This is a genomic window from Olsenella sp. DNF00959 (genome assembly GCF_001553055.1).
GTDB classification, from domain to species: Bacteria; Actinomycetota; Coriobacteriia; order Coriobacteriales; family Atopobiaceae; genus Olsenella_I; species Olsenella_I phocaeensis.
The window spans coordinates 673,331-697,497 of sequence record NZ_KQ960123.1 but is presented as its reverse complement, the minus strand read 5'-3'; the positions used below and the strand labels follow the sequence as shown (position 1 = coordinate 697,497).

The 24,167-nt window shown below is 65.7% G+C and carries 17 protein-coding genes and 1 riboswitch; of the genes, 6 read left to right on the top strand and 11 right to left on the bottom strand.

Translation table 11 applies throughout. The annotated features are described in order from the left end of the window. Window positions 1-98: 98 nt before the first annotated feature. From HMPREF1868_RS02980 to HMPREF1868_RS02970, 3 genes are all read right to left on the bottom strand, one after another. Complete coding sequence (locus HMPREF1868_RS02980) at window positions 99-1,616, bottom strand: IMP dehydrogenase (protein WP_009279393.1); 1,518 nt, start codon at window positions 1,614-1,616, stop codon at window positions 99-101. 96 nt (window positions 1,617-1,712) lie between these two features. After that, entirely contained in the window at window positions 1,713-3,002 is a 1,290-nt protein-coding gene (locus HMPREF1868_RS02975) for a glycosyltransferase family 2 protein (protein ID WP_009279394.1), read from the bottom strand. Between the two features lie 25 nt (window positions 3,003-3,027). Then, window positions 3,028-4,065 carry an RluA family pseudouridine synthase gene (locus HMPREF1868_RS02970; RefSeq protein WP_062530210.1) on the bottom strand — a complete coding sequence of 346 codons (1,038 nt, stop codon included), beginning with the start codon at window positions 4,063-4,065 and terminating at the stop codon, window positions 3,028-3,030. Window positions 4,066-4,541: 476 nt separating this feature from the next. Between HMPREF1868_RS02970 and HMPREF1868_RS09695 the strand changes: the two genes are divergently transcribed. Continuing rightward, on the top strand, window positions 4,542-5,168 hold the full coding sequence (locus HMPREF1868_RS09695) for a hypothetical protein (RefSeq protein WP_156439391.1): 627 nt from the start codon (window positions 4,542-4,544) through the stop codon (window positions 5,166-5,168). A gap of 641 nt (window positions 5,169-5,809) precedes the next feature. Here HMPREF1868_RS09695 and HMPREF1868_RS09690 read toward each other — a convergent pair. The 7 genes from HMPREF1868_RS09690 to HMPREF1868_RS02940 form a co-directional block, all read right to left on the bottom strand. Further along, window positions 5,810-5,953 (bottom strand): hypothetical protein, encoded by a 144-nt coding sequence (locus HMPREF1868_RS09690; protein ID WP_156439390.1) that lies wholly within the window; start codon window positions 5,951-5,953, stop codon window positions 5,810-5,812. Window positions 5,954-6,013: 60 nt separating this feature from the next. Then, on the bottom strand, window positions 6,014-6,238 hold the full coding sequence (locus HMPREF1868_RS02965) for a hypothetical protein (RefSeq protein ID WP_009279398.1): 225 nt from the start codon (window positions 6,236-6,238) through the stop codon (window positions 6,014-6,016). An 18-nt stretch (window positions 6,239-6,256) separates the two neighbouring features. Next, complete coding sequence (locus HMPREF1868_RS02960) at window positions 6,257-6,781, bottom strand: hypothetical protein (protein WP_062530208.1); 525 nt, start codon at window positions 6,779-6,781, stop codon at window positions 6,257-6,259. Between the two features lie 208 nt (window positions 6,782-6,989). Then, window positions 6,990-8,267, bottom strand: a complete 1,278-nt coding sequence (locus tag HMPREF1868_RS02955; RefSeq protein ID WP_231782238.1) for an ATP-binding protein — start codon at window positions 8,265-8,267, stop codon at window positions 6,990-6,992. Between the two features lie 158 nt (window positions 8,268-8,425). Beyond that, entirely contained in the window at window positions 8,426-8,899 is a 474-nt protein-coding gene (locus tag HMPREF1868_RS02950; protein WP_156439389.1) for a hypothetical protein, read from the bottom strand. 817 nt (window positions 8,900-9,716) lie between these two features. Beyond that, on the bottom strand, window positions 9,717-10,970 hold the full coding sequence (gene metK / locus HMPREF1868_RS02945) for a methionine adenosyltransferase (RefSeq protein WP_062530204.1): 1,254 nt from the start codon (window positions 10,968-10,970) through the stop codon (window positions 9,717-9,719). A 92-nt stretch (window positions 10,971-11,062) separates the two neighbouring features. Further along, window positions 11,063-11,183, bottom strand: a riboswitch (SAM riboswitch). 258 nt (window positions 11,184-11,441) lie between these two features. Beyond that, window positions 11,442-12,191, bottom strand: coding sequence for a TetR/AcrR family transcriptional regulator (locus HMPREF1868_RS02940; RefSeq protein ID WP_062530202.1), 750 nt, complete (start codon window positions 12,189-12,191; stop codon window positions 11,442-11,444). A 280-nt stretch (window positions 12,192-12,471) separates the two neighbouring features. On the opposite strand from HMPREF1868_RS02940, the gene HMPREF1868_RS02935 reads away from it, so the two are divergent. The 4 genes from HMPREF1868_RS02935 to sdaAA all read left to right on the top strand — a co-directional run bounded on the left by HMPREF1868_RS02935 (window position 12,472) and on the right by sdaAA (window position 20,698). Then, window positions 12,472-15,066: a YhgE/Pip domain-containing protein gene (locus tag HMPREF1868_RS02935; protein ID WP_062530200.1), complete on the top strand. Its 2,595-nt coding sequence runs from the start codon at window positions 12,472-12,474 to the stop codon at window positions 15,064-15,066. Beyond that, window positions 15,063-17,294: a YhgE/Pip domain-containing protein gene (locus HMPREF1868_RS02930; protein ID WP_062530198.1), complete on the top strand. Its 2,232-nt coding sequence runs from the start codon at window positions 15,063-15,065 to the stop codon at window positions 17,292-17,294. Before HMPREF1868_RS02935 ends, HMPREF1868_RS02930 begins: the two co-directional genes overlap by 4 nt. A 174-nt stretch (window positions 17,295-17,468) precedes the next feature. Further along, complete coding sequence (gltX, locus tag HMPREF1868_RS02925; protein ID WP_062530196.1) at window positions 17,469-18,977, top strand: glutamate--tRNA ligase; 1,509 nt, start codon at window positions 17,469-17,471, stop codon at window positions 18,975-18,977. 122 nt (window positions 18,978-19,099) lie between these two features. After that, window positions 19,100-20,698, top strand: coding sequence for an L-serine ammonia-lyase, iron-sulfur-dependent, subunit alpha (gene sdaAA / locus HMPREF1868_RS02920; protein WP_062530194.1), 1,599 nt, complete (start codon window positions 19,100-19,102; stop codon window positions 20,696-20,698). 495 nt (window positions 20,699-21,193) lie between these two features. Here sdaAA and HMPREF1868_RS02915 read toward each other — a convergent pair whose 3' ends face one another. Then, a complete protein-coding gene (locus HMPREF1868_RS02915; protein ID WP_062530192.1) occupies window positions 21,194-22,441 on the bottom strand; it encodes a lysylphosphatidylglycerol synthase transmembrane domain-containing protein in 1,248 nt (415 codons plus the stop codon). 190 nt (window positions 22,442-22,631) lie between these two features. Here HMPREF1868_RS02915 and HMPREF1868_RS02910 point away from each other — a divergent pair, with 190 nt between their 5' ends. After that, window positions 22,632-24,029, top strand: a complete 1,398-nt coding sequence (locus HMPREF1868_RS02910; RefSeq protein WP_062530190.1) for a glutamate-cysteine ligase family protein — start codon at window positions 22,632-22,634, stop codon at window positions 24,027-24,029. Window positions 24,030-24,167 lie beyond the last annotated feature (138 nt).

The following is a 24,167-nucleotide window of genomic DNA, read 5'->3' as shown; positions in this document are numbered from 1 at the left end:
ACAAGGCGAGAGGCCCGCCGGCTTCGTGCCGGGGACCTCTCGCCCAAAGTCGCATGGCCTCGACCGAGACGAGGTTGGCTCGTCGCGGGCGCCGCCTCTTACGAGCGGAAGTTCATGTCTGAGTTTGAGTCCTTCAGCATGACGTCATGCGCGCCGCCCTCGACCAGCGAGGTGGCCGAGACCAGGGTGATCTTGGCCTTGTCGCGCAGCTCGGGAAGGTTGAGAGCCCCGCAGTTGCACATGGTGGAGCGAACCTTGGTGAGGGAGTTCTCGACGTTGTCCTTGAGCGGGCCCGCGTAGGGGACATAGGAGTCGACGCCCTCGACGAACGAGAGGGCCTTCTTCTCTCCCCCGAGGTCATAGCGAGCCCAGTTGCGGGCGCGGGCAGACCCCTCACCCCAGTACTCCTTGACGTAGGAGCCGTTTACGTTGAGCCTGCGCGTGGGCGACTCGTCGAAGCGGGCGAAGTAACGGCCCAGCATCAGGAAGTCGGCACCCATGGCCAGGGCAAGCGTCATGTGGTAGTCGTACACGATGCCGCCGTCGGAGCACACGGGCACGTAGACGCCCGTCTCCTCGAAGTACTCGTCGCGGGCGCGGCAGACGTCGATGAGCGCGGAGGCCTGGCCACGGCCGATGCCCTTCTGCTCGCGGGTGATGCAGATCGAGCCGCCGCCGATGCCCACTTTGACGAAGTCAGCCCCACAGTCCGCCAGGTAGCGGAAGCCCTCGGCGTCGACCACGTTGCCCGCGCCGACCTTGACGGAGTCGCCGTAATGCTCGCGCACCCAGTCTAGGGTCAGCTTCTGCCACTCGGAGTAGCCCTCGGAGGAGTCGATGCAGAGCACGTCGGCGCCGGCCTCCACCAACAGGGGCACGCGGGTCGCGTAGTCGCGGGTGTTGATGCCGGCGCCCACGATATAGCGCTTGTGTTCGTCGAGGAGCTCGTCGGGGCGCGACTTGTGGGAGTCGTAGTCCTTGCGGAAGACGAGGGACGAGAGGTTCCCGTCCTTGTCCACGATGGGAAGGGTGTTGACCTTGTTGTCCCAGATGATGTCGTTGCAGACCTTGAGGGGCACCGTGGTGTCCGCCGTCACGCACTCGGCGGCGGGGGTCATGAACTCGCTGACGAGCTTGCCGCGGTCGTCGCGCGACACGCGGTAGTCGCGGCTGGTCACGATGCCGCAGAACCTGCCATGGGGGCTGCCGTCCTCGGTCACGGGCATGGTGGTGTGGCCCGTGCGGTCGCGGAGCTCGAGCACGTCGGCCAGGGTCATGTCGGGCGTGAGCGTGGAGTCGGACACGACGAAGCCGGCCTTGTAGGTCTTGACCTCGCGGACCATGGCGGCCTCGTCCTCGGGGGTCTGCGAGCCGTAGATGAACGAGATGCCGCCCTGCTGGGCGAGGGCGACGGCCAGGCGCGGGCCGGAGACGGCCTGCATGATGGCCGAGACCATGGGGATGTTCATCTTGATGGCAGGCTCCTCGCCGCGCCTGAACTTGACGAGGGGCGTCTCGAGCGAGACGTTCGCCGGAACGTTCTCGTGGGAGGAGTAGCCGGGAACCAGAAGATACTCGGAGAAGGTGTGGGACTCTCCCTCGAAGAACGTTGCCATGCAGCTCCCCTTTCTTCGCGATGCGCCACGACCTGGGCCGTGGCGCATCTTGCAGACTAAGTTGTGGTCGATTCTAGCATCCGGCACAGGCTCGGGCTACCTCGCGCCCTCCCCCATGACATCGTCGAAGTTGACCGCGATGTCATGCTTCGTGGGGACCCACTCGACCTTCTTGAACAGGGCCGCGACCGTGATGGGGATGTAGGACATCATGAAGAGCGGGAAGGTAAAGAGGTTGGTGAAGATGCGCCACTTCTTCTTGGCGTGGATGTGCTTGCGCTCGCTGATCGTGGTGATGACGGCGAGGATGAAGAACACCACGTACATAGAGGCGAAGGTCATGATGAGCGAGCCCACGCACATGGCCAGCTCGCCATCCGTGGCGATGAAGCCGTGGCTCAGGTAGCCGACGATCAGATAGGACGCGTTCACGAAGGCGGAGAGGAGCGTCAGGATCATGCCCGGGGCAACCGTCATGAGCATGTCATACGAGGCGAACTGCCCCTTGCCTATGCCATGGAGCAGGTTCCTGTTGTACGAGAAGAACACCTGGTAGAAACCCTTTGTCCAGCGCATGCGCTGAATCCAGGACGCCTTGAAGGTGAGGGGCTGCTCGTCGAAGAACTCCGCGGGAGCGTAGCCGATCTGGATGCCGTGCGCGCAGCAGAAGGTCGAGAACTGGATGTCCTCCGTCAGGGTGTGGAAGTTCCAGCCGTGCATGCCGCGGATGATGCTCGCGGCGACGAGCCAACCCGATCCCGAGATGGCACAGCTCGTGCCCAGCATCATGCGGGCGTTGTTGAGGAACTTCGCCTCGCGCAGGAACCAGAGAGCGTACGCCGAGCTAATCCAGCTGGAGTCGAAGTTCTTGGAGTTGCGGTAGCTGGTGCAGACCAGGTAGCCGGCGTCGAAGGCCTGGTTCATGACCTGGACGTAGTCGGGCGCGATGATGTTGTCCGCGTCCATCACGAAGAAGGCCTCGTACTTTTCCCCGTACTCGTCGAGAATGCGGTCGAAGGCGTAGTCGAGCACCCAGCTCTTGCCCTTGCGCACGAGGTCGTTGCGCTCCCAGGTGATGGCGCCGGCCTTGCGCGCCTCGTCCGCGGTGGAGTCGGTGCAGGCGTCCGCCACGACGAAGCAGTCTATGATCCCGTCATACTCCTGGGTGAGGATGGAACGCACCAGGTTGCCGATGACCGGCTCCTCGTTGTGGGCGGCGATCACGAAGGCGTAGCTGTGGTTCCGCTTCGCCTTCGGCAGCACGACCGTGCCGCGCAGCATCACGCGGATGATGTAGACCAGCTGGTAGAAGTAGGCGAGCGTGAAGAACAGCCAGATGATGCCGTTGAAGATGACTATCGGCGTGAGTCCCAACCTGTTGAACACGGCCCTACCTCTCCTCGTGTGCGCGCTACGAGAGGTCGCCCATGCCCAGCTGGGGGCAGATCCTCTCCCCTGCCTCGGTGCGACCCATCGAGCTTCCCTTCAAAGATTCTAGTACAGCCAGGAGGTCCGATGGCAGGCGGTCGGCGAGCTCGATGGTCTGGCCCGTAGCGGGGTGGTCGAAGCGGATGTGCCAGGAGTGCAGGAACTGGCGCCTGAGGCCCTGGTTCTGCCGGTCGTCCCCGCGGCCGTAGAGCTGGTCACCCACGACCTGGTGGCCCAGGTGGCGCATGTGCACGCGAATCTGGTGGGTGCGCCCGGTGTAGAGGTGGCACTCGAGGAGGCTGTAGCCATCGTCGAAGCGCCCCGCCTCGAAGCGCTCCAGGGTGGTGAAAGTCGTGATCGCCTCGCGCGCCATGGGGTCGTCCGAGACCGCCATGCGCAGGCGATCTCGGGTGGAGCGGGCGATGCCGGTGGTGACAGTGCCCTGCTCGGGGGCCACGTAGCCCTGGACGAGCGTGACGTAGCGACGGTCGAGCACGCGCATGCGGATGAGGTCCTGGAGCGCCTTCTGGGTCGTGTCGTCCTTTGCGGCGACCATGAGCCCCGAGGTGTCCATGTCAAGGCGGTGCACGATGCCGGGACGGTCGTCCCCTTGCAGGGTTCCCAGGCGAGAGATGCCGCAGTGGGCGACGAGGGCGTTTGCCAGTGTGTCGTCCACGTGCCCCGGGCTGGGATGGCAGACGAGACCCGCCTGCTTGGAGAGGACGATGAGGTAGTCGTCCTCGAAGCGGACATCGAGGGGTATCTCGGGGTTGGGGGCCAGGGAGCCCGGGGCAGGCTCGGGCTCGGGGACGCTCGCCTGGACGCGGTCGCCCAGGAGGACGCGCTCGCTCTTGCTGGTGGCGAGGGTGCCGTTGATGGTCACGGAACCACCCTCGACGAGGTGCGCGCAGGCGGAGCGGCTGGGCATGCCCGGCTGGGCGGCGAGGAAGGAGTCGAGGCGCACGCCGTCGGACTCGGGCCCCACGAGGAGGCTTCGTATGGTTGTCGTTGTCGCCGGCATCTCTCGCCTCCCCTTCCACGGTCTTGGATCCCTCTTCCGACCCGGACGCGGCGCGTCTCCATGCGTGTCCTCGCTCGGGCACGTCCCTCCTAGTCGAGTGCGCAAGCTTAAGGCGCGGAATTGCGCACTCGACGGCCGTCCGCAGGCAAACGTCACCGTTTCGCCCCTCGAATGCGCAAGCTGAAGCCTTCAGATTGTACACTCGCACGATTTCTTGGGCGAGAGTGACCCTCGCGCCAGACCTGGGACCCATCGGTGCGGGCTCGGCAGAGTCAGCTACGGAGCTTGGGCTTTTCAGGGTCCGCAGCTGAGTACGCACCATCTGCGCAAACGCGCCCGGACCCTTCCAAATGCTAGTCACCTGTGGAGTTCTCACCTTTCAGAGTCCGCAACCAAAAGTCTACAGCCAAGGCCAAGGGGTCAGCGAACAGCCCTGCCTTCCGAAAGGAGACACCACTATGGAATCGCAGAGTCCCATGAACGAAATCAGGCATCTTCGACTCGATTTTCATGGGAGCGCATACAGGACCACGCTCGATGCCCAGGTCCGATCAAACCTATTACAGGATGGGATTGACCCAATAATTAGAGGTCAATTTGCTGTAGCGGCTGGCGTTAGCCTCGGAGTAGATGTCGTCATTTCGCTCGTGACCGGCGTTACGTCGGGACTCATCGTCGAAGCAATAAAAGGAATAATGAGAAAGATAAGGAAGGCCGCCAAGGAAACCTTGTCTAGTGACTGCCACCTTGGTCGAATGACGATAGAGATGGATACCTGCGACTTCGTCATCGCGACGAATGGCAGCGCTGGATTCTATGCCGAGAATGTTAACTACAATGAGCTTATTTCTCGAATGATGGATTTCTATGAACAAGAATTGGCCGCTGGTCATGCAATTTATCGCATCGAAGCACCCTGTAATTTTAATCTCAGCGAAGACCGCTTAAAATCTGGAACTTCCGGCGTGGGAAATTTCTCGTTGTGGCTTGTAACCTATCGATATGGAAGTCGATGGCCTTGTTGCATATACGATGCCATTAATGACGTGATCATACCTACTGAAGATAAAGAAGAAATAAAGAAGAAATTACAAAATCTATAAATTGTGTAGATAGATTCTATTCCGCAAATTGATAACAAATAGCATTGATGCATACGAATCGCCGACCTACCATGAACCAATGCGGTGTGCGCATAATTGCAAGCGCGGCGATTTATTTGTCATAACGTCGCCGCTAGTTAACCAGGCGCACATGCCAATGACATGCCGCCGCCCGGTCACGCACACCCATCGAGCGGTAGGGTACATGCGCCATAAGACAAAACACACACGAGCCTTCGGAGTCTACTGCATGGAAAGTGCGATTGTGTCGATTCCACACACCCAATGACCCTCGGTTTGGACGGGAAGTGCGTTTGTGTAGAGAAAAAGAGCGCTTTCATGCCGACAGACAGTCTTTTTTCCTACACAAACGCACTTCCCGTCCATTTGGGTGCCGAAACGGAGCCCCAAGTCGACACAAACGAGCTTTACGTTTTGGCACTCATCAGACTGGGGAATCCGACGATTCCACTTCACCATGAGAGGATCATTACGGCGAAGCAATCCATTCTTGCGCCCTGTTGCCCCTGAGAATCTCACCACACCAACTCCTGCAGACGCCTGAACGCAATCCGGAACCACGGCAGATGCCCCTCGTCAAAGAAGGACTCATGACCACTCTGCCAATGAGCGAGGCAGCATCATTGAGAGTAGATGACCGAACCGAGCAGCCGAAGCTCACGCACGCTGCCGATGATTTTAGCCAGTTCGTCGGTGTCATAAGAGACGCTGTGGTAGGCCGCCGCGAAGGTGCCTCCGACGTCCATCCCGATGTCGTCGATCACGTCGATGCTTTCCTTTGGACGAGAATAACTCAGCGGGCGTGACGCCGACGCTCCGCTCGCTCAGCCGCGTTCTTCGCAAAGCGTGCAAATCCCCTGGGTGAGAAGAGTGACGACCTCCTGGATCTGCCGTTCGGTCTGGGCGTAGTCGAGCGACACGCCAAAGTGGTTGGTCTCATGGTCGCTGCCCGGCTCGATGCGCCGGAGGATATCAATGAGCTCCACCTCGCGCTCCGTGTCATGGACGTTCGTCTTAAGGTGGTATGTCTCGTCGCGCTCGGTGATCAACGATAAGCCCGGACGCCCCTACCCACGGTAGACGCTTCTCGTCTCCTGTACCTCTCCCTTCATGGAAAGCCCCAGCAACCCCGCCGCCGACTTGGTCAACGCCCCGGACCGAACGACCGTGACGCTGCACTTCCGCGAGTCGTTGAACTCGTCCAGGCACCGCAGACCGCTCGTCGTGAGCCTGATTCCGCGCACGGTCTCGAGCGGCAGCAGCCTGCCACGCGCGTCCTTCCGGAGCTCAAGCCGTGTGCACCAGCCAAGCTGGCCCAGGTACGCAAGGGCGTCCGCGATTCTGACGTCACTCCCCTCGGGACCCTGAAGGTCGGGGGTGGCGCCCTCGGAGACGTCACGAATCAGCGTCATCCAATTGGCTGCGTCATAAAGCGAGATGGGTGGCACGGCACTGCCGTTGGGAATCACCCACTCCTCGCGCCCGAATCGCCCCAGCTCCTTGCTCGCAAAGGGGACCATGCCGTCCCGACAGTACCTGCGGACCTTGTCCTCCGACCAACCCCAGGCCTTCGCCGCCTCAGATGCCTTCACGCCGCCCCCTTGGTAGGTCGTGGTCCCGCATCGACGTCACACTCATTATGGGCGGCAAGCGCTCGTGGTTCCAGTCGTCTAGCCACAGCCGTTCAACATGGTGGGCATCACTTTTCAAGACACGAAGGGTCACGCTACCCGTTGATTCTCACTTCGCGGTGATTAGGAATCAGGGTCAAGTCCACACCGACGGATATCAGCGATTCCGTCAGAGTCTCTCGAGGCTCTCCCCGTCGAGAAGAAAATCGAAGAGCCCCGTCACCAGGACGCCCTCCTCGGTATACCAGGGGGCAACTGCGTCCCTGGCAACGATGACCTTCTTGAACGAGTCGTCGATCTTGAGAAGCGACCTCTGCTCCTGCAGGGTCTTTTCGTGGGTCGGTAGGGAGTATGCGGATTGGACGTAGTAGCGCCGGGAACCCTTGTTGCAGACGAAGTCGACTTCCAGCTGCTTCCGGGACGACCCACCCTCGGCATTCGTTTCCGAGGTATTGATGACGCCCACATCCACGTTGTACCCCCGGGAGACGAGCTCTGTGTAGAGGACGTTCTCCATTATGTGGGTCTCCTCGATCTGACGGAAACCAATCTGGGCATTTCTCAGTCCCATGTCCGAGAAGTAGTACTTGACGGGCGAACCGATGTACTTGCGGCCCTTTATGTCGTATCGCTGAGCTTCCTCGATTACAAACGCGTCCTCCAAAAAGCCAATCCAGCTGCGCACCGTGGTGGGACTCACGCCCTTTCCCTTTACAGTTTCGAACGTGTCAGCCATCCTCGTCGGGTTTGTCAGGGACCCTATGCCGGAGGCAAGCACGCTGAGAAGGTCGGCAAACTCCGCGTCGTCGCGTATCGCGTTGCGCTCGACCAGGTCCCTGATATACGTCTCACGGTTGAGCGCCTGCAGTGTGCCCATCTTCTCCTCGTCCGTACCCTCGAGCACCACCAGAGGGATGCCGCCAAACTGTACGTACTCCGCCCAGCCATCAGACTTCTCGCCATCATACGTCGACATGAACTCAGAGAAACTGAGTGGCCTCATACGGACCTCGTCGCCGCGCCCACGGAACTGAGTGATGATGTCCCGAGATAGGAACCTGGCATTGCTACCGGTGACATATACATCCAAATTACGCCTGCGGAGAAGGCCGTTGAGGACCTTCTCGAAGCCCTCCATCTCCTGCACCTCATCGAGCGGTACATAGTAGGGTCCCTCATCGGAAGTAAGCTCCATTATGGGGGAGTAGAACATCTTGTAGTCGAGGCACTCCTCGTTCTCGGGATCGTCGAATACCATCTCGATGATTTGATTCCCCGCGACGCCGCTCTCCAGCAGGTGCCTCTTGAACTGCTCGAAGATGAGAAAGGACTTTCCGCAGCGGAGCACGCCAGTCACTACCTTGATGAAGCCGTTCCATTTCTTTCCAATGAGCAGATTGAGATAGTGGTCTCGCCTTATTTCGGTGCTCGACATTCGCTCGGTCATAAGTGACTCACAGCTGTCGCAAAATGCTGATTAATGCATTTTCAATCAGCAGAAATATATCGTAGCAGCCCTTATGTATCCAGGCAGTAGAGGTAGCAAGCCAACGAGGGCGCGCTTGACGTACGAATCAAATAAGCGATTCGATTCGCATTTGACTCTTAGAGGTTCTCTGCCCAAGCATCTAGGGCAGCGGCATTCATCTTGAGCTTGCCCTTGTAGGCACAGGCGGAAATGTCAAAAAGATCAAGGGGAATCGACCTATAGAGCAGGCTGAGTTTGCATAGGTAAAGAACGCAGTGAGCCCCGTCGAAGCATTTTTCCTTCTTCTGATTATGCTTGATATGCATAATTCGTACTCTATTGTTCTTAAGCTTGTCAAGAAACCCATCGCTGTCAGCAGAAGTTTCTTTATAAAAGACCACGTTGTCATATTCGACAGGAAGAGCTTCGAGACACTCTTTCAATGTTTGACGTCTGGTGTTAGCGGGCAACTTTTTCCGCGCAACGAGGATCTCCGCCATGGGCTCTGCCAGCTCAACCGCAAAGGCCAAGGACACGTCTCTTGGCATGCCGTTTTTTGAAACCGCATACAGGTACATTTGATTAATTATGTCAAGCTCTTCAAGGAGCAATATCCAATGTTCAAATAAATCGTCTGTCAACACATCCTGGAAGTAGCGGAAATCCTGAATCTGAACAGGAGCGATGCGGCTCAGCAGTTTGTAAGCAATTAAAAATAGGCGTTAACTCCCCCTCTACCATTGTGTACGCCTGAGTTTTACTATCCGATTCGGCTGACTGTCACATCGTCGGCGGCGGCCCCCGTGGCAAAGCGAGACTGGACCGGTCACTGCCCAGCCAGGCACCATCACGACCTTCTCGGGACGGTCCTGCAACGAACTCGTGGTCACCGAAAAGAGGTCCGGCCGGCCATCCATCTCGCCGCGGCCGGAGCCGGAGCGCCCATGCGGGAACTCCTCTGCGAGGGGGGCACATCCGCTCGTCTCGTGGAGCGGGTTTTCCTTGTCGCGCCAGAGTCAGTGACAAGGTGGAGGGCTTCCACATCACGCGCACCATCATCGACAGCGAGGTCGTAGCGGATTGTGCAGCGACGGTGCCTCTGGCCAACACCTGACGGAGCCAGGCAGAACTTGTCAGGCACGCCTATCCCCGCCCGAGTGTGCAAGCTTAAAGCACGGAATTACGCACTCGACAGCAACTTGGAGACAATCTGCAGCGCTTAGGACCTCCGAGTGCGCAAGCTGAAGCTTTCAGATTGCGCACTCGCGTAAGCGCGGGAGGGGGCTCGCGACGATTGCGCACTCGAGGGCGGGTGCGGGAGACAAGCGACAGGAAAAGGCAAGAAACACAAACAGGCGAGAGAGACCGGCGGCCTCGCCCCCGCCCGTCCCTCTCGCCTGCAAAACGGTCGCTCCTAGCCCCGCTCCCCTACCTCGCGAGCTCTTCCACCGCGGCCTTGAGCTCGTCCGTGCGGTTCGTGGCCTCCCAGGTGAAGTCGGGATCCTTGCGGCCGAAGTGGCCGTACGCCGCCGTCTTCTGATAGATGGGCCGCCTCAGGTCCAGGTCGCGGATGATCGCGCCGGGCCTCAGGTCGAAGACACGCGCCACGGCCGCATCCAGCACGGAGTCGTCCACGATGCCGGTGCCCTGCGTGTCCACCATGATGGAGAGCGGCTCGGTAACGCCGATCGCGTACGCCAGCTCGACCTCGCACTTGCGTGCGAGCCCCGCCGCCACGACGTTCTTGGCCACCCAGCGCGCCGCGTAGGCACCGGAGCGGTCCACCTTGGTGGGGTCCTTGCCGCTGAACGCGCCACCGCCATGCCGGCCCATGCCGCCGTAGGTGTCCACGATGATCTTGCGGCCGGTGAGGCCCGTGTCGCCCATGGGCCCGCCCACCACGAAGCGCCCCGTGGGGTTGACGTAGATGGTCGCGTCCTTCCAGGCGATGCCGGCCTCGTCCAGGACGGGGCTTATGACCTGCTCGATCATGTCGCGCCGAATCTGCGCGAGCTCGATGTCGGCCGCGTGCTGGGTGGACACGACGACGGCCGTGACCTCGACGGGGCGGTCGTTCTCGTAGCGCACCGTCACCTGGGTCTTGCCGTCCGGACGCAGGTAGCCCAGGCTGCCGTCCTTGCGGACCTCGGCCAGGCGCTGCGCCATCCTCTGCGCCAGGTAGATGGGCATGGGCATGAGGACGTCGGTCTCGTCCGTGGCATAGCCGAACATCATGCCCTGGTCGCCGGCGCCGATGCGCTCGCAGAGGTCCTCGTCCCCCGCACGGGCGAAGCTCCCGTCCACGCCCTGGGCGATGTCGGGGCTCTGCTCGTGGATCATGTTGATCACGCCGCAGGAGTCGCAGTCGAAGCCGTACTTGGCGCGGTCGTAGCCGATGCGACGCAGGGTCTCGCGCACGATGCCCTGGACGTCCACGTAGGCCTGGGTGCGAATCTCCCCCATGACGGCGATGGTGCCCGTGGTGGCGAAGGTCTCGCAGGCCACGCGCACGTCCTCGAGGCGAGCGGGGTGCCCGGAGGGAGACACGTAGCCCTCCGCCTCAAGGCGTGCCTCCTTCTCGATGATCGCGTCGAGGATGGCGTCCGACACCTGGTCGCAGATCTTGTCAGGATGTCCCTCGGTCACGGATTCCGAGGTGAAGAGGTAGTTCCTGTGCGCCATGTCAGCGCCCCTTCCCGGTGCCAGCGCACCTTTGCGGGGCCATGGCGGCCCCTGTTCCAATAGAGGGGACATCGCTGTTGCTGGCACGCGCTCCCCCGTCTTCCAGGCCCTTGGCCTGCCGAGATTTGGCACCATGCCCTGAGGCTGGTTGCCGGAGCTTCATGGGGCTCGGTCCCTCAGCTCTTTGCGCCTCGCAGCGCCTCTTGACGAGCGAGTACACAGTATGACATCGCGCCCGCGCTGTAAACCAGATTTTTGAGAGCAGTTCAAAACTCACGATGCCGCGACGGGGCGGACGTCGGACAGGATGACGCCGATGGGCCGCGACCACGATGACAGGCAATCAAGATGTCATGACGGCAGGAACCTACCCCAAACGGCGATGCTGCCGCCAGAGCCCCCACGGCAGGAACCTACCCCAAACGGCGATGCTGCCGCCAGGACCCCACGGCAGCGGCTCAGTGCCGCCCCCTACGCCAGGCGCGCGCCAGCTATGGCAGCCGCCTCTCCGGGCGTCCCCATGCCCTCGATCGAGAGGTCGAGCAGGGAGCTTGCCAGCACGTCCTTGTCACCGAAGCGCTCGCCTCCGGCGGACACGAGCGACGTCACCAGGAAGCCGCCCGCGGCAAAGGTGGCGGCGAGCTCGCTGTTTACGTCCTGGCGCACGATGCCCTCGGTCTTCGCACGCTCGATCTGGGCGGCCAGGATCCTGACCGTGCGGAGGAAATGGCTGTTGGAGAGGGGCAGCGTGCCCTCCCCCGACTCGGTGAGCTCGCGCGTGAGCGCCAGGGCGAGGGGGCTTCCCGTCCTGAGCCGCTGGGCCAGCTCGGCGCAGAGGCCGCTCAGCGCGTCGCGCGCGGTGGGCGCCTCCGAGACCACACGTTCGATGGACGAGACCAGCTCGTCGCTCGCGACCTCGAAGATCGCATGGACCAGCTCATCGCGGTCGGCGAAGTAATAGTAGAGGGCGCCCTTGGACATGCGGCAGCGGCCGGAGACCTCGCTCATCTGGAAGTCGGTGCTGCCGTGCTCTGCCATGAGCTCGGAGGCGGCGGTCATGATGCGCTCACGGGTGGCGGCGCTCTTGCGCGTCTTGGACGAGGACCTGAGCCGCTGGCGCGTGCGCTCCACCCGCCCCTCGACGACGCCATGTGCGACGCCCCTCATGGCGCGCGCCGCACCGGCGACCTCGACCGCAGCCTGCTCGTTGATGATACCCATCGCCGTCCTTCCCCCTTGGCCGCGACGATTCTAGCATGCAGGAACGAGATTTTTTGAACTTCTCCCCCCAACGCACCGTTCGAGGGGGAGAGAAGCGCGGTGTCTTGATGCCGCGACGCCCGTCTCATGCAAGATAAGCGCAGCTCACGACCCGGTTGGTTCGTCCCTCTCCCCCTGTAGTTCGTTGATGAAATTTTTGACTCCCATTCAAATGAACGTACGCCTTGGGTAGACTGTCGCAGGAAAATGTCGGGCCCTGGGCCCCGTGGCAAGGAGCGCTATGAAGACGGCGGCAAAGATATTCCTCCGGGACCTGAGGCGGATCCTGCGCAACCCCATGGCCGTGGTGGTCACCCTGGGGGTCTGCGTCATCCCCTCCCTGTACGCGTGGTTCAACATCCTCGCCAACTGGGACCCCTACAACAACACCTCGACCGTGCCCGTCGCGGTGGTCAACGAGGACCAGGGCGCCAATGCCGGCAGCAGGGGCTTCGTGAACGCGGGCGACATGGTGGTCGAGCGCCTGAGGCAGAACGACCAGCTGGGCTGGGACTTCACCGACGAGGGAGCCGCGCGCGAGGGCGTGGGCTCCGGCCGCTACTACGCCGCCATCATCATCCCCCCCGACTTCAGCTCCACCCTCGCCGGGGTGCTCGAGGGAAAGACCGCCAAGGCGGACATCCAGTACCTGGTCAACGAGAAGGAGAACGCCGTTGCCCCCAAGGTGACCGACACCGGCGCAACCACCCTCGAGGACCAGGTGGGCGACGAGTTCGTGAAGGTCGTGGGGGAGGTCGTGACCCAGCGGGCGGCAGACCTGGCCGGGACCGTTCAAGGCCAGGCAAGGGACGCCAGCCGGGGCGCACTCGCAGACCTCCAGGGCGTGCGGGACAGCCTGGGGGAACTCCAGGACAGGCTTTCTGACGCGAGCCAAAGGGTGGACGGCGCGCGCGGCGGCGTGGGAGAGGCGCGCCAGGCGCTGCAGGGGCTCTCTGGCGACGGGGACGGGGTCGCGTCGCAACTCGACGACGGGCTTGCCAGCATAGGCGCGGCGCGCGGCAAGGCCCGCAGCCTCGCCGCGGAGCTCGACGCCGCAGTCGCCAAGGGGTCGGCCGGCGTCTCGGGGCTCTCCACCACCGCCTCCCACGACCTGGGCAGGCTCGCGGGCGACGTGGGATGGGCCCAGGGCCGGCTGGACGATGCCATCGCACGCCTCCAGACGACGCTCCAGTCCACGCAGGAGCTCAAGGTGACGCTGGAGGGCCTGCGCTCGACCACGGCCTCCCTCCAGGGGGCGGGAGGCAGCTCGGCCGAGCTGGGACGCGAGCTCCAGGGCAGGATCGACGCGGAGGTCAGCGTGCTGGCCGGGCTCAGCGACGCCCAGGCCGCCCGGCTCGAGGAGCTGAGGCGCGTCTCGTCCTCCGTGTCCGCGGGCGCGGACGACGTGAGGGGGCTCTCCTCCTCCGTGAACGATGCCATCCAGGGCAGCGCCAGCGAGCTCGACGACCTCAGGTCGGCCCTCGCCAACGACTCCCTGCCCCAGCTCGAGGCCTCGCTCGACCAACTCGCGGACGCGGGGGCCGGCCTCGCGGGCGCGGCGCGGCAGGTCTCGCCCACCCTCGCCCGCGCCGACGGCAGCCTAGTGCAGCTCGACCAGACCCTCGTCCAGGCGAAGGCGGCCCTTGACGCGACCGCGGGGTCCCTTGCCACGGCGAGGGACGGCGTCTCCCAGCTCGCCGACGACCTGGTCGCCATCCAGGGCGGAACGGCCTGGAGGCTCCTCTCCGCGGCAGGCAAGCTCGACGCGCAGCGCGTGGGAGAGCTCCTCGGCTCGCCCGTGGAACTCCGGAGCCAAGCGGTCTTCCCCGTTCAGAACTACGGCTCGGGCGTGACGCCCTTCTACACCAACCTCGCGCTCTGGGTGGGTGGCTTCGTGCTCGTGGCCATCTACAAGCGCGAGGTGGACCTCGAGGGGCTGGGCGTGGGGCGCATCCGTCCCTGGCAGGGCTACCTAGGGCGCTGGGCGCTCTTCAGCCTCCTGGGGCTCGTGCAGGCCCTCGTCTGCTGCCTGGGCGACCTCGCCCTGGGCATCCAGTGCCTGCATCCCGTGGCCTTCGTCCTCGCCGGCTTAGTCGAGTCCTTCGTGTACGTCAGCGTAGTCTTCGCCCTCTGCGTCGCCTTCAAGCACATCGGCATGGCGCTGGGCGTCCTCCTCGTGATCGTGCAAATCCCGGGCTCATCGGGCACCTATCCCATAGAGATGATGCCTGGCTTCTTCCAGGCCCTGAACCCCTGGCTCCCCTTCACCTACGGCATCAACGCCATGAGGGAGGCCATCGCGGGCCACTATGGCAACCTCTACCTGCAGAACCTGCTCGTGCTCCTTGCCTTCCTCGCACCCGCCCTGCTCGTGGGCCTCGCCGCCCGGCGCAGGCTCGTGAACATCAACGCCCTCTTCGACGCCCGCCTCGCCCAGACGGAGCTCATGGTGAGCGAGAGGGTCGCGCCCCCTCGGCAGGGGCCGGGCATACGGGAGCTGCTGCGCGCCATCTCCGGCTCCGAGGAGTACCGCGAGCGCCTGACGCGGCGCGCGGCGCGCTTCGAGGAGGCCTACCCCACCCTCGTGAGACGCGGGTTCGCCTGTCTCGCCGTGATTCCCGTGGCGCTCTGCGCGCTCCTCTTCGCCCTCGACGCCAAGATGCCGCTCCTGGTGCTGTGGATCGTCTCGCTCGTCGTCATCTGCAGCTACCTCATCGTCGTGGAGTACCTGCACAGCCACCTCTCGAGCCGCGCCGAGCTGGGCTCGCTCCCGCACGAGAGGCTTCACGAGCTCCTGGACGAGAAACTAGGCCAGGAAGGGGGCGATGCCCGATGAGCCGCGTCCTCGAGGTCGCCAGGAGGGACTTCCTGGCGCTCAGGCACAACGTGATCGCACTCGTGGTCTGCGTGGGGCTGGTGGTGGTCCCCAGCTTCTACGCCTGGTTCAACATCGCCGGGGCCTGGGACCCGTACGGCAGCACGGGCAACCTCAAGGTGGCGCTCGCCAACTCCGACGAGGGCTACAAGGGCGAGCTGGTGCCCGTCGAGCTCAACGTGGGCGACCGCGTGGTCGCGCGCCTGCGCCAGAGCGACAAGGTGGGATACGTGGTCTGCGACGAGGACCAGGCCCTCGAGGGCGTGAGGAGCGGCGAGTACTACGCCGCCATCGTGATCCCCCGCGACTTCAGCCGCAAGATCCTGGGGATCCTCTCTCCCGGGGCGACCAAGGCCCAGGTCAGCTACTACAGCAACGACAAGAAGAACGCCATCGGCAAGATCGTGACGGGCAAGGTGTCGACCTCCGTCCAGGAGGAGATAGACTCCTCCTTCGCCGACGCGGTGACCCAGGTCGGCGCCTCCGTCCTGCAGGACCTGGGCAGCTACCTGGACGACGACCAGACCACCCGCCTCGCCTCCTCCTTCGAGGGGCTGCTCGCCCGCAGCTCGCAGTCGCTCAGGCAGGCCTCGGGCACCCTTCAGAGCTACCAGGCGGTGGTGGACTCGCTCCGGGGACTCATGGGGAGCGCCGACGCCCTCCTCGCCGGCACCCAGGGTGACGGCGGGACCCTGGCGCAGTCGCTCTCGCAGGCGGCGGGCGGCGTGAGGGGTCTCGGAGGGGGTCTCGAGGACGCCGGCACGACCGTGTCGAGCTCGCTCCAGAGGGGCGCCTCGAGCCTGGACGGCGTGTCCTCGGCGCTCGACTCCGCATACAAGACCCTGGACGGGCAGGGCTCCGACCTCTCCGACGGCCTCGCCAAGGCCAAGGCGGAGGTCGACCAGAGGAGGGCCGACCTCCAGGCCCTGAGCGACGACCTGGACGGCAGCGACACGCTCTCGGCCCAGCTCGAGGACAGCCTGGGGGACGACGCCGCCAGGCTCCAGGACGTCCGGCAGCTCCGCCTCACCATCCAGGGACTGAACCGCCGCGTCTCCTCCGCCCTCGACGACCTGGGGCAGCTCTCCGACGCCCTGCAGGGGGCCATTGACGACGTGGACGGCTCCCGGAGGGACGCAACCGGCAGCAAGGCCGAGCTCGAGGGCCTCGTCGCGGACGCCAAGGACCAGCTCTCCTCGGGGCTTTCGACGTGGCAGGGCGAGCTCGGGCAGAGCCTGGGCTCGCTCGCGGACGACATGGAGGAGGCAGCCGGGAGGGCCGATTCCGTCTCGTCCCAGGCGAGCTCGGCCATCCAAGGCGCCCAGGGCAAGGTGGCGGACGCCACGAGCGGCCTCGACGGCATGGGGCAGACCCTGAGAGAGGCGCGGGCGCGCCTCGACTCCGCGGCGGACCGCATGGACGCGACGAGGGCGAGCCTCGACGAGGCCCTCGCCTCCGCGGACGTGGACCGCGTGCGCGCCGTCCTGAGCGGCGACCCCGCCGACCTCGCCGACTTCGTCTCGTCTCCCGTGAGCCTCCAGCGTGACGCGGTCTTCCCGGTCCAGAACAACGGCTCGGCCATGGCGCCCTTCTACACCACCCTGGCCATATGGGTCGGCGCCGTCATCCTCTGCGCCCTGGTGAGGACGGGCCTCTCGCCCGAGGCCCTGAGACGGACCGGTGCCAGGCCCCGTCACGCCTACCTGGGCCGGCTCGCCTTCTTCGCCGTCGTCGGCCTGGCCCAGACCACCCTCGTGCTCCTGGGGGACCTCTTCTTCCTCAGGATCCAGTGCCTGCACCCCTGGCTCTTCCTGCTCGCGGGATGGCTGGCCTCCCTCGTCTTCGTGAACCTGACCTTCGCCCTCACGGCGAGCTTCGGCGACGTGGGCAAGGCCATCGCCGTCTTCCTCATGGTGATCCAGGTGGCGGGCTCGGGCGGGACCTTCCCGCGCGAGATGCTGCCCTCCGGCTTCTTCCAGGCGGCCTACCCCTTCCTGCCCTTCGTGCACGCGGAGAAGGCCATGCGCTGCGCCATCGCGGGACTCTGGGGGGCGGACTATTGGCTCGCCCTGGCACGTCTGCTCGCCTTCCTGCCGCCGGCGCTGCTGCTGGGACTCCTCCTGCGCAAGCCCGTGGTGCGGCTCACGAGCTGGATGGAGCGCAGCCTCGAGTCCACGAGGCTGATGTAGGGCCAACGGGACCGGCGGGCGCGCGACTTCCACACGCACCTGCCACTGCGTCACCCCCCATAGCAGGACTCACGCTGTCGCGCTGCCTGCGGACGCCCGTCCCGAACGCCTATACTGGGCGAGTTGGACAACACCTCGCGTGGCATCCCGCGCCAGCACGTCAGGAGAGACCCCGTGTCAGACACCAGACCCGTACGCGTGCGCTTCGCGCCCTCCCCCACCGGCAAGCTCCACGTGGGAGGCGCCCGCACGGCCATCTACAACTGGGCCTTCGCCCGCGCGAACGGGGGCAGCTTCGTCCTGCGCATCGACGACACCGACCCGACCCGCTCCACGGACGAGAACACCCAGATCATCCTGCGCGCCATGCGCTGGCTGGGCCTCGACTGGGACGAGGGCCCCGACGTGGGCGGCGACTTCGGTCCCTACAAACAGACGGAGCGTCTCGCGCTGTACCGCGACGCCGCACGGCGCCTGGTGGCCGAGGGCAAGGCCTACTACTGCTTCTGCACGCCCGAGAAGCTCGCGGCGGACAAGAAGGCCGCAGAGGAGAGGCACGACCCCTTCCAGGGCTACCAGCGCACCTGCCGCAACGTCGACCCGACCGAGGCCCAGGCTCGCGTGGACGCCGGCGAGCCCTACACCATCCGCATCAAGGTGCCCGACGACCGCGGCGACGTGGTGATCCCGGACGCCGTCCACGGCGAGGTGACCTTCAACGCCCGCGAGCTGGATGACTTCATCATCTTCCGCTCCGACGGCACACCCACCTACAACTTCGCCACCGTGGTGGACGACGCCCTGATGCGGATCACCCACGTCATCCGCGGCGACGACCACCTCTCCAACACCCCGCGCCAGGTCATGGTCTACGAGGCCCTGGGCGCACCCACGCCCACCTTCGCCCACATCTCCATGATCCTGGGGCCGGACGGCAAGAAGCTCAGCAAGCGCCACGGCGCGACCTCCGTCGAGGAGTACCGCGACCAGGGCTACGACGCGGACGCCTTCGTCAACTACCTGGCGCTCCTCGGCTGGGCCCTGGACGGCGAGACCACCATCGTCCCCCGCGACGTCCTGGCCAGCCGCTTCTCGCTCGACCACGTGTCCAAGAACCCGGCGACCTTCGACTTCAAGAAGCTCGACTGGATCCAGGGCCAGTATGTCCAGGCCATGAGCGACGCGGAGTTCTCGCAGCGGGTGCTCCTCCCCCAGCTGCACGAGGCGGGGCTCGTCGCCGACGACCCCAAGGCCGTCTACCGCGCGAGCGCCCCCTGGTTCGACCTCCTGTCCAGCATCCTCAAGCCCCGCACCACGCTGGCCCCCGACGTGGTCGAGAAGTCCCGCTTCCTCTTCGAGGGAGAGGAGCTCGCCTTCGATGAGAGGTCCGTCGCCAAGAACCTAGCAAAGGAGGGCGCACGCGGTTACCTCGAGGCGGCCGCCGAGGCGCTTGCCGCGCTGGGCGAGGACGAGTGGAACGCTACGCGGATCGACGCCGCCCTCGAGGCGCTGCCCGAGAGGCTCGGCGCCAACAAGCGCAAGTTCTACGGCGCCGTGCGCGTGGCGGAGTGCGGGAACCAGGTCTCTCCCCCGCTGGGAGAGTCCCTCGAGCTCCTGGGCCGGGACATGGTCCTGACGCGCCTCGAGCGCGCCCTGCCCCTCACCGAGACGAGCGAGGGCTAGCCGCCCGGATTGGGCACAATGGGCATGCATGCGGGCCGGGGCACCCCACGGGAGCTGCCTCGGCCCGCCAACTTTGACGACGTTCGCCGGCAGGGGCCGGCGGCAGCTAGGAGAGACGCCCCATGATGACCACCTCGGCGTTCGAGATCCTGGGCCCCATCATGGTGGGCCCCTCCTCGTCGCACACCGCCGGCGCCCTGAGAATCGCCCTCGTGGCCCGCTCGCTGGGTCCCCGCGAGCTCAGGAGGGCAGAGTTCACCCTCTACAACTCATTCGCCCACACCTATAGGGGCCACGGCAGCGACCGGGCGCTCGTGGCCGGGATCCTGGGACTCGCCCCGGACGACGTGCGCGTGCGCGACTCCTTCGACCTGGCCCGCGAGGCGGGGATCGAGTTCTCGTTCCTGCCCAGCGAGGAAGGAGCGGGCATGCACCCCAACACGGTGACCGTCACCATGCACAGCGCCGATGGCTCGAGGGTCGCCGTGACGGGCGAGTCCCTGGGCGGGGGCAGGGTCAGGATCGTCTCCATCGACGGCGTGCGCGTGGAGATATCGGGCGACTACCCCACCCTCTTCGTGGCGCACAAGGACAAGCCCGGCGTGCTGGCGGCGCTCACCAGCGGCGTCTCCGCCTCCTCCTCCAACATCGCCACCCTGCGCACCTTCCGCGAGAGCCGCGGGGGCAAGGCCTACACGGTCTTCGAGCTCGACGAGGCCGTGGACCAGGGGCTCGTCGACTTCCTCTCGCGCGGGCCCAACATCCTCTCGGCGAGCGTCGTGGACGTGCCGGGCGCGCCCCACGTCCCAGCGGACGCGACGCTGGCACACGGCTTCGACAACGGCGCCGAGCTGCTCTCGCTCTGTGCGCGTGAGGGGGTGGGCATCGGCGAGGCCATGCGCCTGCGCGAGCTCGAGCTCACGCCCGCGGTTGACGTGGACGCCCAGATGGCGCGCGTGATCGCGGCGCTCAGGGACGAGGTCGCGGGGCCGATCGCAAGCCCCTCCCCCTCGCTGGGCGGCCTCATCGGGGGCCAGGCCCGCGCCGTGAGCGACGCCGCGGGGAGACTGGGCGGCCCCCTCATGGGAGAAAGCCTCTCGCGCGCGACCAGCTACGCCATGGCGGTGCTGGAGCGCTCCGCCAGCATGGGCGTGATCGTGGCCGCGCCGACGGCGGGGTCGGCGGGCGTGGTGCCGGGCGCATTGCTGTCGGTGGCCGAGGCGGTGGGCGCGAGCGACGAGGAGCTCGCGCGAGCGCTCTGGAACTCCTGCGCCGTCGGGGCCATCATCGCCCAGAACGCCTCCGTGGCGGGGGCCGAGGGCGGCTGCCAGGCCGAGGTGGGCAGTGCCGCCGCCATGGCTGCGAGCGCCCTGGCGGAACTCCTGGGGGCGAATCCCGCGACCTGCCTCTCGGCCGCCTCGACGGCCATCGCCAACCTCCTGGGACTGGTCTGCGACCCGGTGCGCGGCCTGGTGGAGTATCCCTGCCAGAACCGCAACGCCATCGGCGTGGCCGACGCCTACGTCGCGGCGCAGCTGGCACTCTCGGGCGTACTGGACCCGCTGCCCTTCGACGAGGTGGTCGCGGCAATGAGGTCCGTGGGGGACGCGCTGCCCGCCACCCTGAGGGAGACCGCCCTGGGCGGCCTCGCGGCGGCGCCCTCCGCTGCCGGCGCCCGGAACGCCTGCTCGGGCTGCCGGGGCTGCACGCGGCAGGAGTAGCGTCAGGCGGGCGCGACGACCCACAGGCAAAACGGCACCCAACGCACCACGTCACAGGCAATGCGGCATTCGACGCGCCCCGTCAGCCGGGGCGCGCTTTTCTTGTGCTTCTCCCCGGCGAACCACAGGCAAACCGAGGCTCCGGGCAGTCTTTGCCCGTCCGGGCACAGTTTGCTTGCGCCTCTCCCCTAGCAAAGCACAAGCAAATTGTTGGCATCGCCGGCAAGTTGTTGGCAGCGGCGGGAAAGCCGCGCGTCGCGGGGCAAACGGGCTCCACGCCCACGTTTGTCGGTGTTCTCACCCGCCCAAGGTACCGACGAACGGCCTCTATGTGCCTGAATCAACCAGAAAGCCCTGGAATGTCGGTTGTTTGGGCAGGCGAGAATACCGACGACTTTGGTCCAGGCCGCAGAACGCGAGCGAGTAAGTCCGGGCCGCAGATAGCAGACACGCAGGTCCGGACCCGCACAAGCCCGGGCAGTGGGCCACCGTGGCCTATCCCCTGCGCCCCGCCGAGCCTCGCATGCTGATGGTGACGGAGCCTCCGCCACGCCCGTGCCCACCGCCCCTGCGACCGGAGGCGACGGAGGCGAGCCGGTCCCTCAGCGCCTGCACGCGACGGTAGATGCTCCTCCCGCCACGGGAGCGCAGCCCCAGGAGCGGGGCCGCGAGCAGCGTGGGGCCGAAGAAGGTGACGATGCGCCAGACGAGGAAGCCCGCCGAGGTGGAGGGGCCAAACATGTGGCCGTAGAACATGACGAAGCCACCCTCCGCCCCGCCCGTCCCACCCGGCAGGGGCACCGCCGAGGCGACCATCTGGACCATCGAACCCGCCGCCAGGCACTCCACGAAGTCCGCCTGGATGCCAAAGGCGCGCAGCACGAACCAGGGGATCATGTAGAGGCAGGCGAGCTGCGCCATGGTCACCACGAGGGTGAGGAGCATGGAGGGCACGTCCTGGGCGGCGCGCTTGAAGGCGTCAGAGAACTCCATGACCTGGACGTTGACCATCTCGTCCCAGTGGGAGCGGTCCTTGAGCCAGTGCCGGGAGTCCGCAAGGCGAATCGCGCGGTTGCCCACGCGAATCACGAGCCTGGGACAGAGGCAGACGACGAAGAGGCCCGCGAGCTCGAGGAAGTGCACCGCGAAGACCACCAGGTTGAGGATGATGATGTCGCCGTAGGTCTGGAAGAAGTACGAGAGCTTGGCGAAGAGCATGATCGCGGCGAAGAGCACGACGCCCAGTTGGAACATGATGAAGCGCGTGAACTGGGTGGCGCTGGCCTCCCCCACGTCCAGGCCCGTGCGCGTCAGGCGATAGATCTGCGAGGGGACGGCGCCGGCCATCATGGGCGTGAGGTTGCCGAAGAAGACGCCCGAGGCCTCGACGCTCATGAGGTCCCGCACGCCGACGGGCGATTCGTGGTCGAGGTAGACGGCTATGACGTAGGCCAGGACGCCGAAGGCGAAGTAGAGGACGAAGGCGAAGGCGGCCCACATGACCCAGCCCGTGTCCACCTTCGAGAGGGCCGAGAGGAACTCGCCCATCTGGCCCGTGGCCACGAGGAAGACGACGTAGACCCCGATGACCCCGGCAAGGAAGATGGCGCCCTTGCGGGCCTTGGTGCTGTTCTCGCCCATCTCGGGCGCGCCGGGGGTGGTCGCGGGGGCAACGACATGAGGGCCGGTGACCTTCAGGGGCACCTTGGCCTTCGAGCGCTCGCTGTTGCTGTCCTGTGCCATGTCCCTCCGACCCCACGATCCGTGGCCGCGGACGGCAGAAGTGACGTCCGCATGCCGTTCCCTGCCAAGTGGGCACGCTCATCATACTCGCTCGGCGGAATCGGGCATACTAAGCGGGACTCAGCAAGCGAACAAGGGACGGGGGGCACGGCATCTAGCTGCCGCCCTGCCAATAAAGGGAGTCTCGTCCATGCAAGGAACAAACAAGCTTCCCTCCGCCGAGGAGCTCGTCAGGCAGGCGCTGCTCGGCTCGAACCGCCGGCGCATGCTCGCCCAGCTGCGCGGCGACGCCCAGGCCCGCCCGGGCGACAAGTCGATCACCCTCCGCCTCGAGCGCTTCGTGATCGACCGGCAGACCGGGACCACCGTCTCCTACCAGGGAGAGCGCGGCCTGGAGCGCGTGCTCGAGGCGCTTGGCGCCTACTACCCCGACGGGCAGGTCATGGAGGAGGGCCGCCTGGTCGGGCTACGCGGCAGCGTCGGCTCCTCGGGCATCCGCGTGGGCGTCGAGCTGGGGCTGGGCCCCGCGGCGCAGTTCGTGGTGTGCCTGGGGCCGATCGCGCGCGTGTCTCGCCTCAGGGGGGCGCTCCAAGTGGTCGACCGCCAGTTCCACCTCGCGTCGAGGGAGCTGGGGGCAGACTACGAGCTCCTGGCGCAGGGCGTCAACCCGCGCCCGCGCTCCGCGGCGGAGGTGCCACTGGTCCCACTCACCCGTCACGGCGTCATGGGTGCCCACCTGGGGACGAGCGGCAGGACGGGCCGCGACCTCATGAGGCTCACGGCGAGCACGGGAGTCCGCCTCTCGCACGCCGGCGAGACCGCGGCCGCCGAGGCCTTCCGCCTGGCGAGCGCGCTCTCTCCCGTCATCGCGTTCCTCACGGACGACGCGCTGAGCCTGCGCGGGAGCGACCCCCACGAGGTGGGGCGCATGATGCGCACGCAGCTGTGGAGGCAGGCCGACCCCGAGCGCAGCGAGGCGATCCCCGGCTGCTTCGCCACGGACTTCGGCTTTGCCGCCTACGGCGAGTGGCTCGAGAGCGTGCAGGCGGTGCTGGTGACCAACGACGCCGGCGAGACGAGCTCCTGCGACAAGCGGCTCGTCGAGGACGTCATGAGCGACCACGAGCTCGACCGCGCCGAGGTGGCGAGCCTGCTGGAGGCGGCGCATCCCCTGGTGCGCTGGGACGGCCAGTTGGAGGTGCGCTCCGCAGACGCGCTGCCGCCCCGGCTTGCCTGCGCCTACGCGGCGCTCATGCGGGGCATCTTCTGCGACGAGAAGGCATCCGAGCTGGCAGGCATCCTCTGCGCCGAGGCGAGCGAGGAGGGCGTGGCCGAGCTCGAGCAGGAGCTGAGGGAGAGGGGCTGGGACGCGCGGGTGTACGGCCGCAGCCTGCCCAACTTCGTGGAGCAGCTGGTGGACGTGGCGCGCGGCGGCCTCGAGGACGAGGCGGACCGCGCCGTCCTGGACGAGCTCGCCCAGCTGTGGGAGATTCGCTCCGTCCCGCGCGACCTCTTGGTCGACACCTGGGACAAGGAGCACGAAAGCGCGGCGGGAAGTGCCGACTCGGCCGTCGGGACGACCGAGTAGCCGTACGAACGGACTCGTGGCGTTCGACTGCCTGCGAGGGGAGGTGGCGTCTGCCCGGGTGGCACGCCACTCCCCTCGCCCTTTGTGCGGGGGGGTTGGCCGTTCGCGACGGCGTCGGGGCCTCGCGGCAAAAGGAAA

Coding starts and splice junctions, on each gene's coding strand:
- HMPREF1868_RS02980 (WP_009279393.1), bottom strand. CDS start 1,616: ATGGCAACGTTCTTCGAGGGAGAGTCCCACACCTTCTCCGAGTATCTT.
- HMPREF1868_RS02970 (WP_062530210.1), bottom strand. CDS start 4,065: ATGCCGGCGACAACGACAACCATACGAAGCCTCCTCGTGGGGCCCGAG.
- HMPREF1868_RS09695 (WP_156439391.1), top strand. CDS start 4,542: ATGAACGAAATCAGGCATCTTCGACTCGATTTTCATGGGAGCGCATAC.
- HMPREF1868_RS02955 (WP_231782238.1), bottom strand. CDS start 8,267: ATGACCGAGCGAATGTCGAGCACCGAAATAAGGCGAGACCACTATCTC.
- metK (WP_062530204.1), bottom strand. CDS start 10,970: ATGGCGCACAGGAACTACCTCTTCACCTCGGAATCCGTGACCGAGGGA.
- HMPREF1868_RS02940 (WP_062530202.1), bottom strand. CDS start 12,191: ATGGGTATCATCAACGAGCAGGCTGCGGTCGAGGTCGCCGGTGCGGCG.
- HMPREF1868_RS02935 (WP_062530200.1), top strand. CDS start 12,472: ATGAAGACGGCGGCAAAGATATTCCTCCGGGACCTGAGGCGGATCCTG.
- HMPREF1868_RS02930 (WP_062530198.1), top strand. CDS start 15,063: ATGAGCCGCGTCCTCGAGGTCGCCAGGAGGGACTTCCTGGCGCTCAGG.
- sdaAA (WP_062530194.1), top strand. CDS start 19,100: ATGATGACCACCTCGGCGTTCGAGATCCTGGGCCCCATCATGGTGGGC.
- HMPREF1868_RS02915 (WP_062530192.1), bottom strand. CDS start 22,441: ATGGCACAGGACAGCAACAGCGAGCGCTCGAAGGCCAAGGTGCCCCTG.
- HMPREF1868_RS02910 (WP_062530190.1), top strand. CDS start 22,632: ATGCAAGGAACAAACAAGCTTCCCTCCGCCGAGGAGCTCGTCAGGCAG.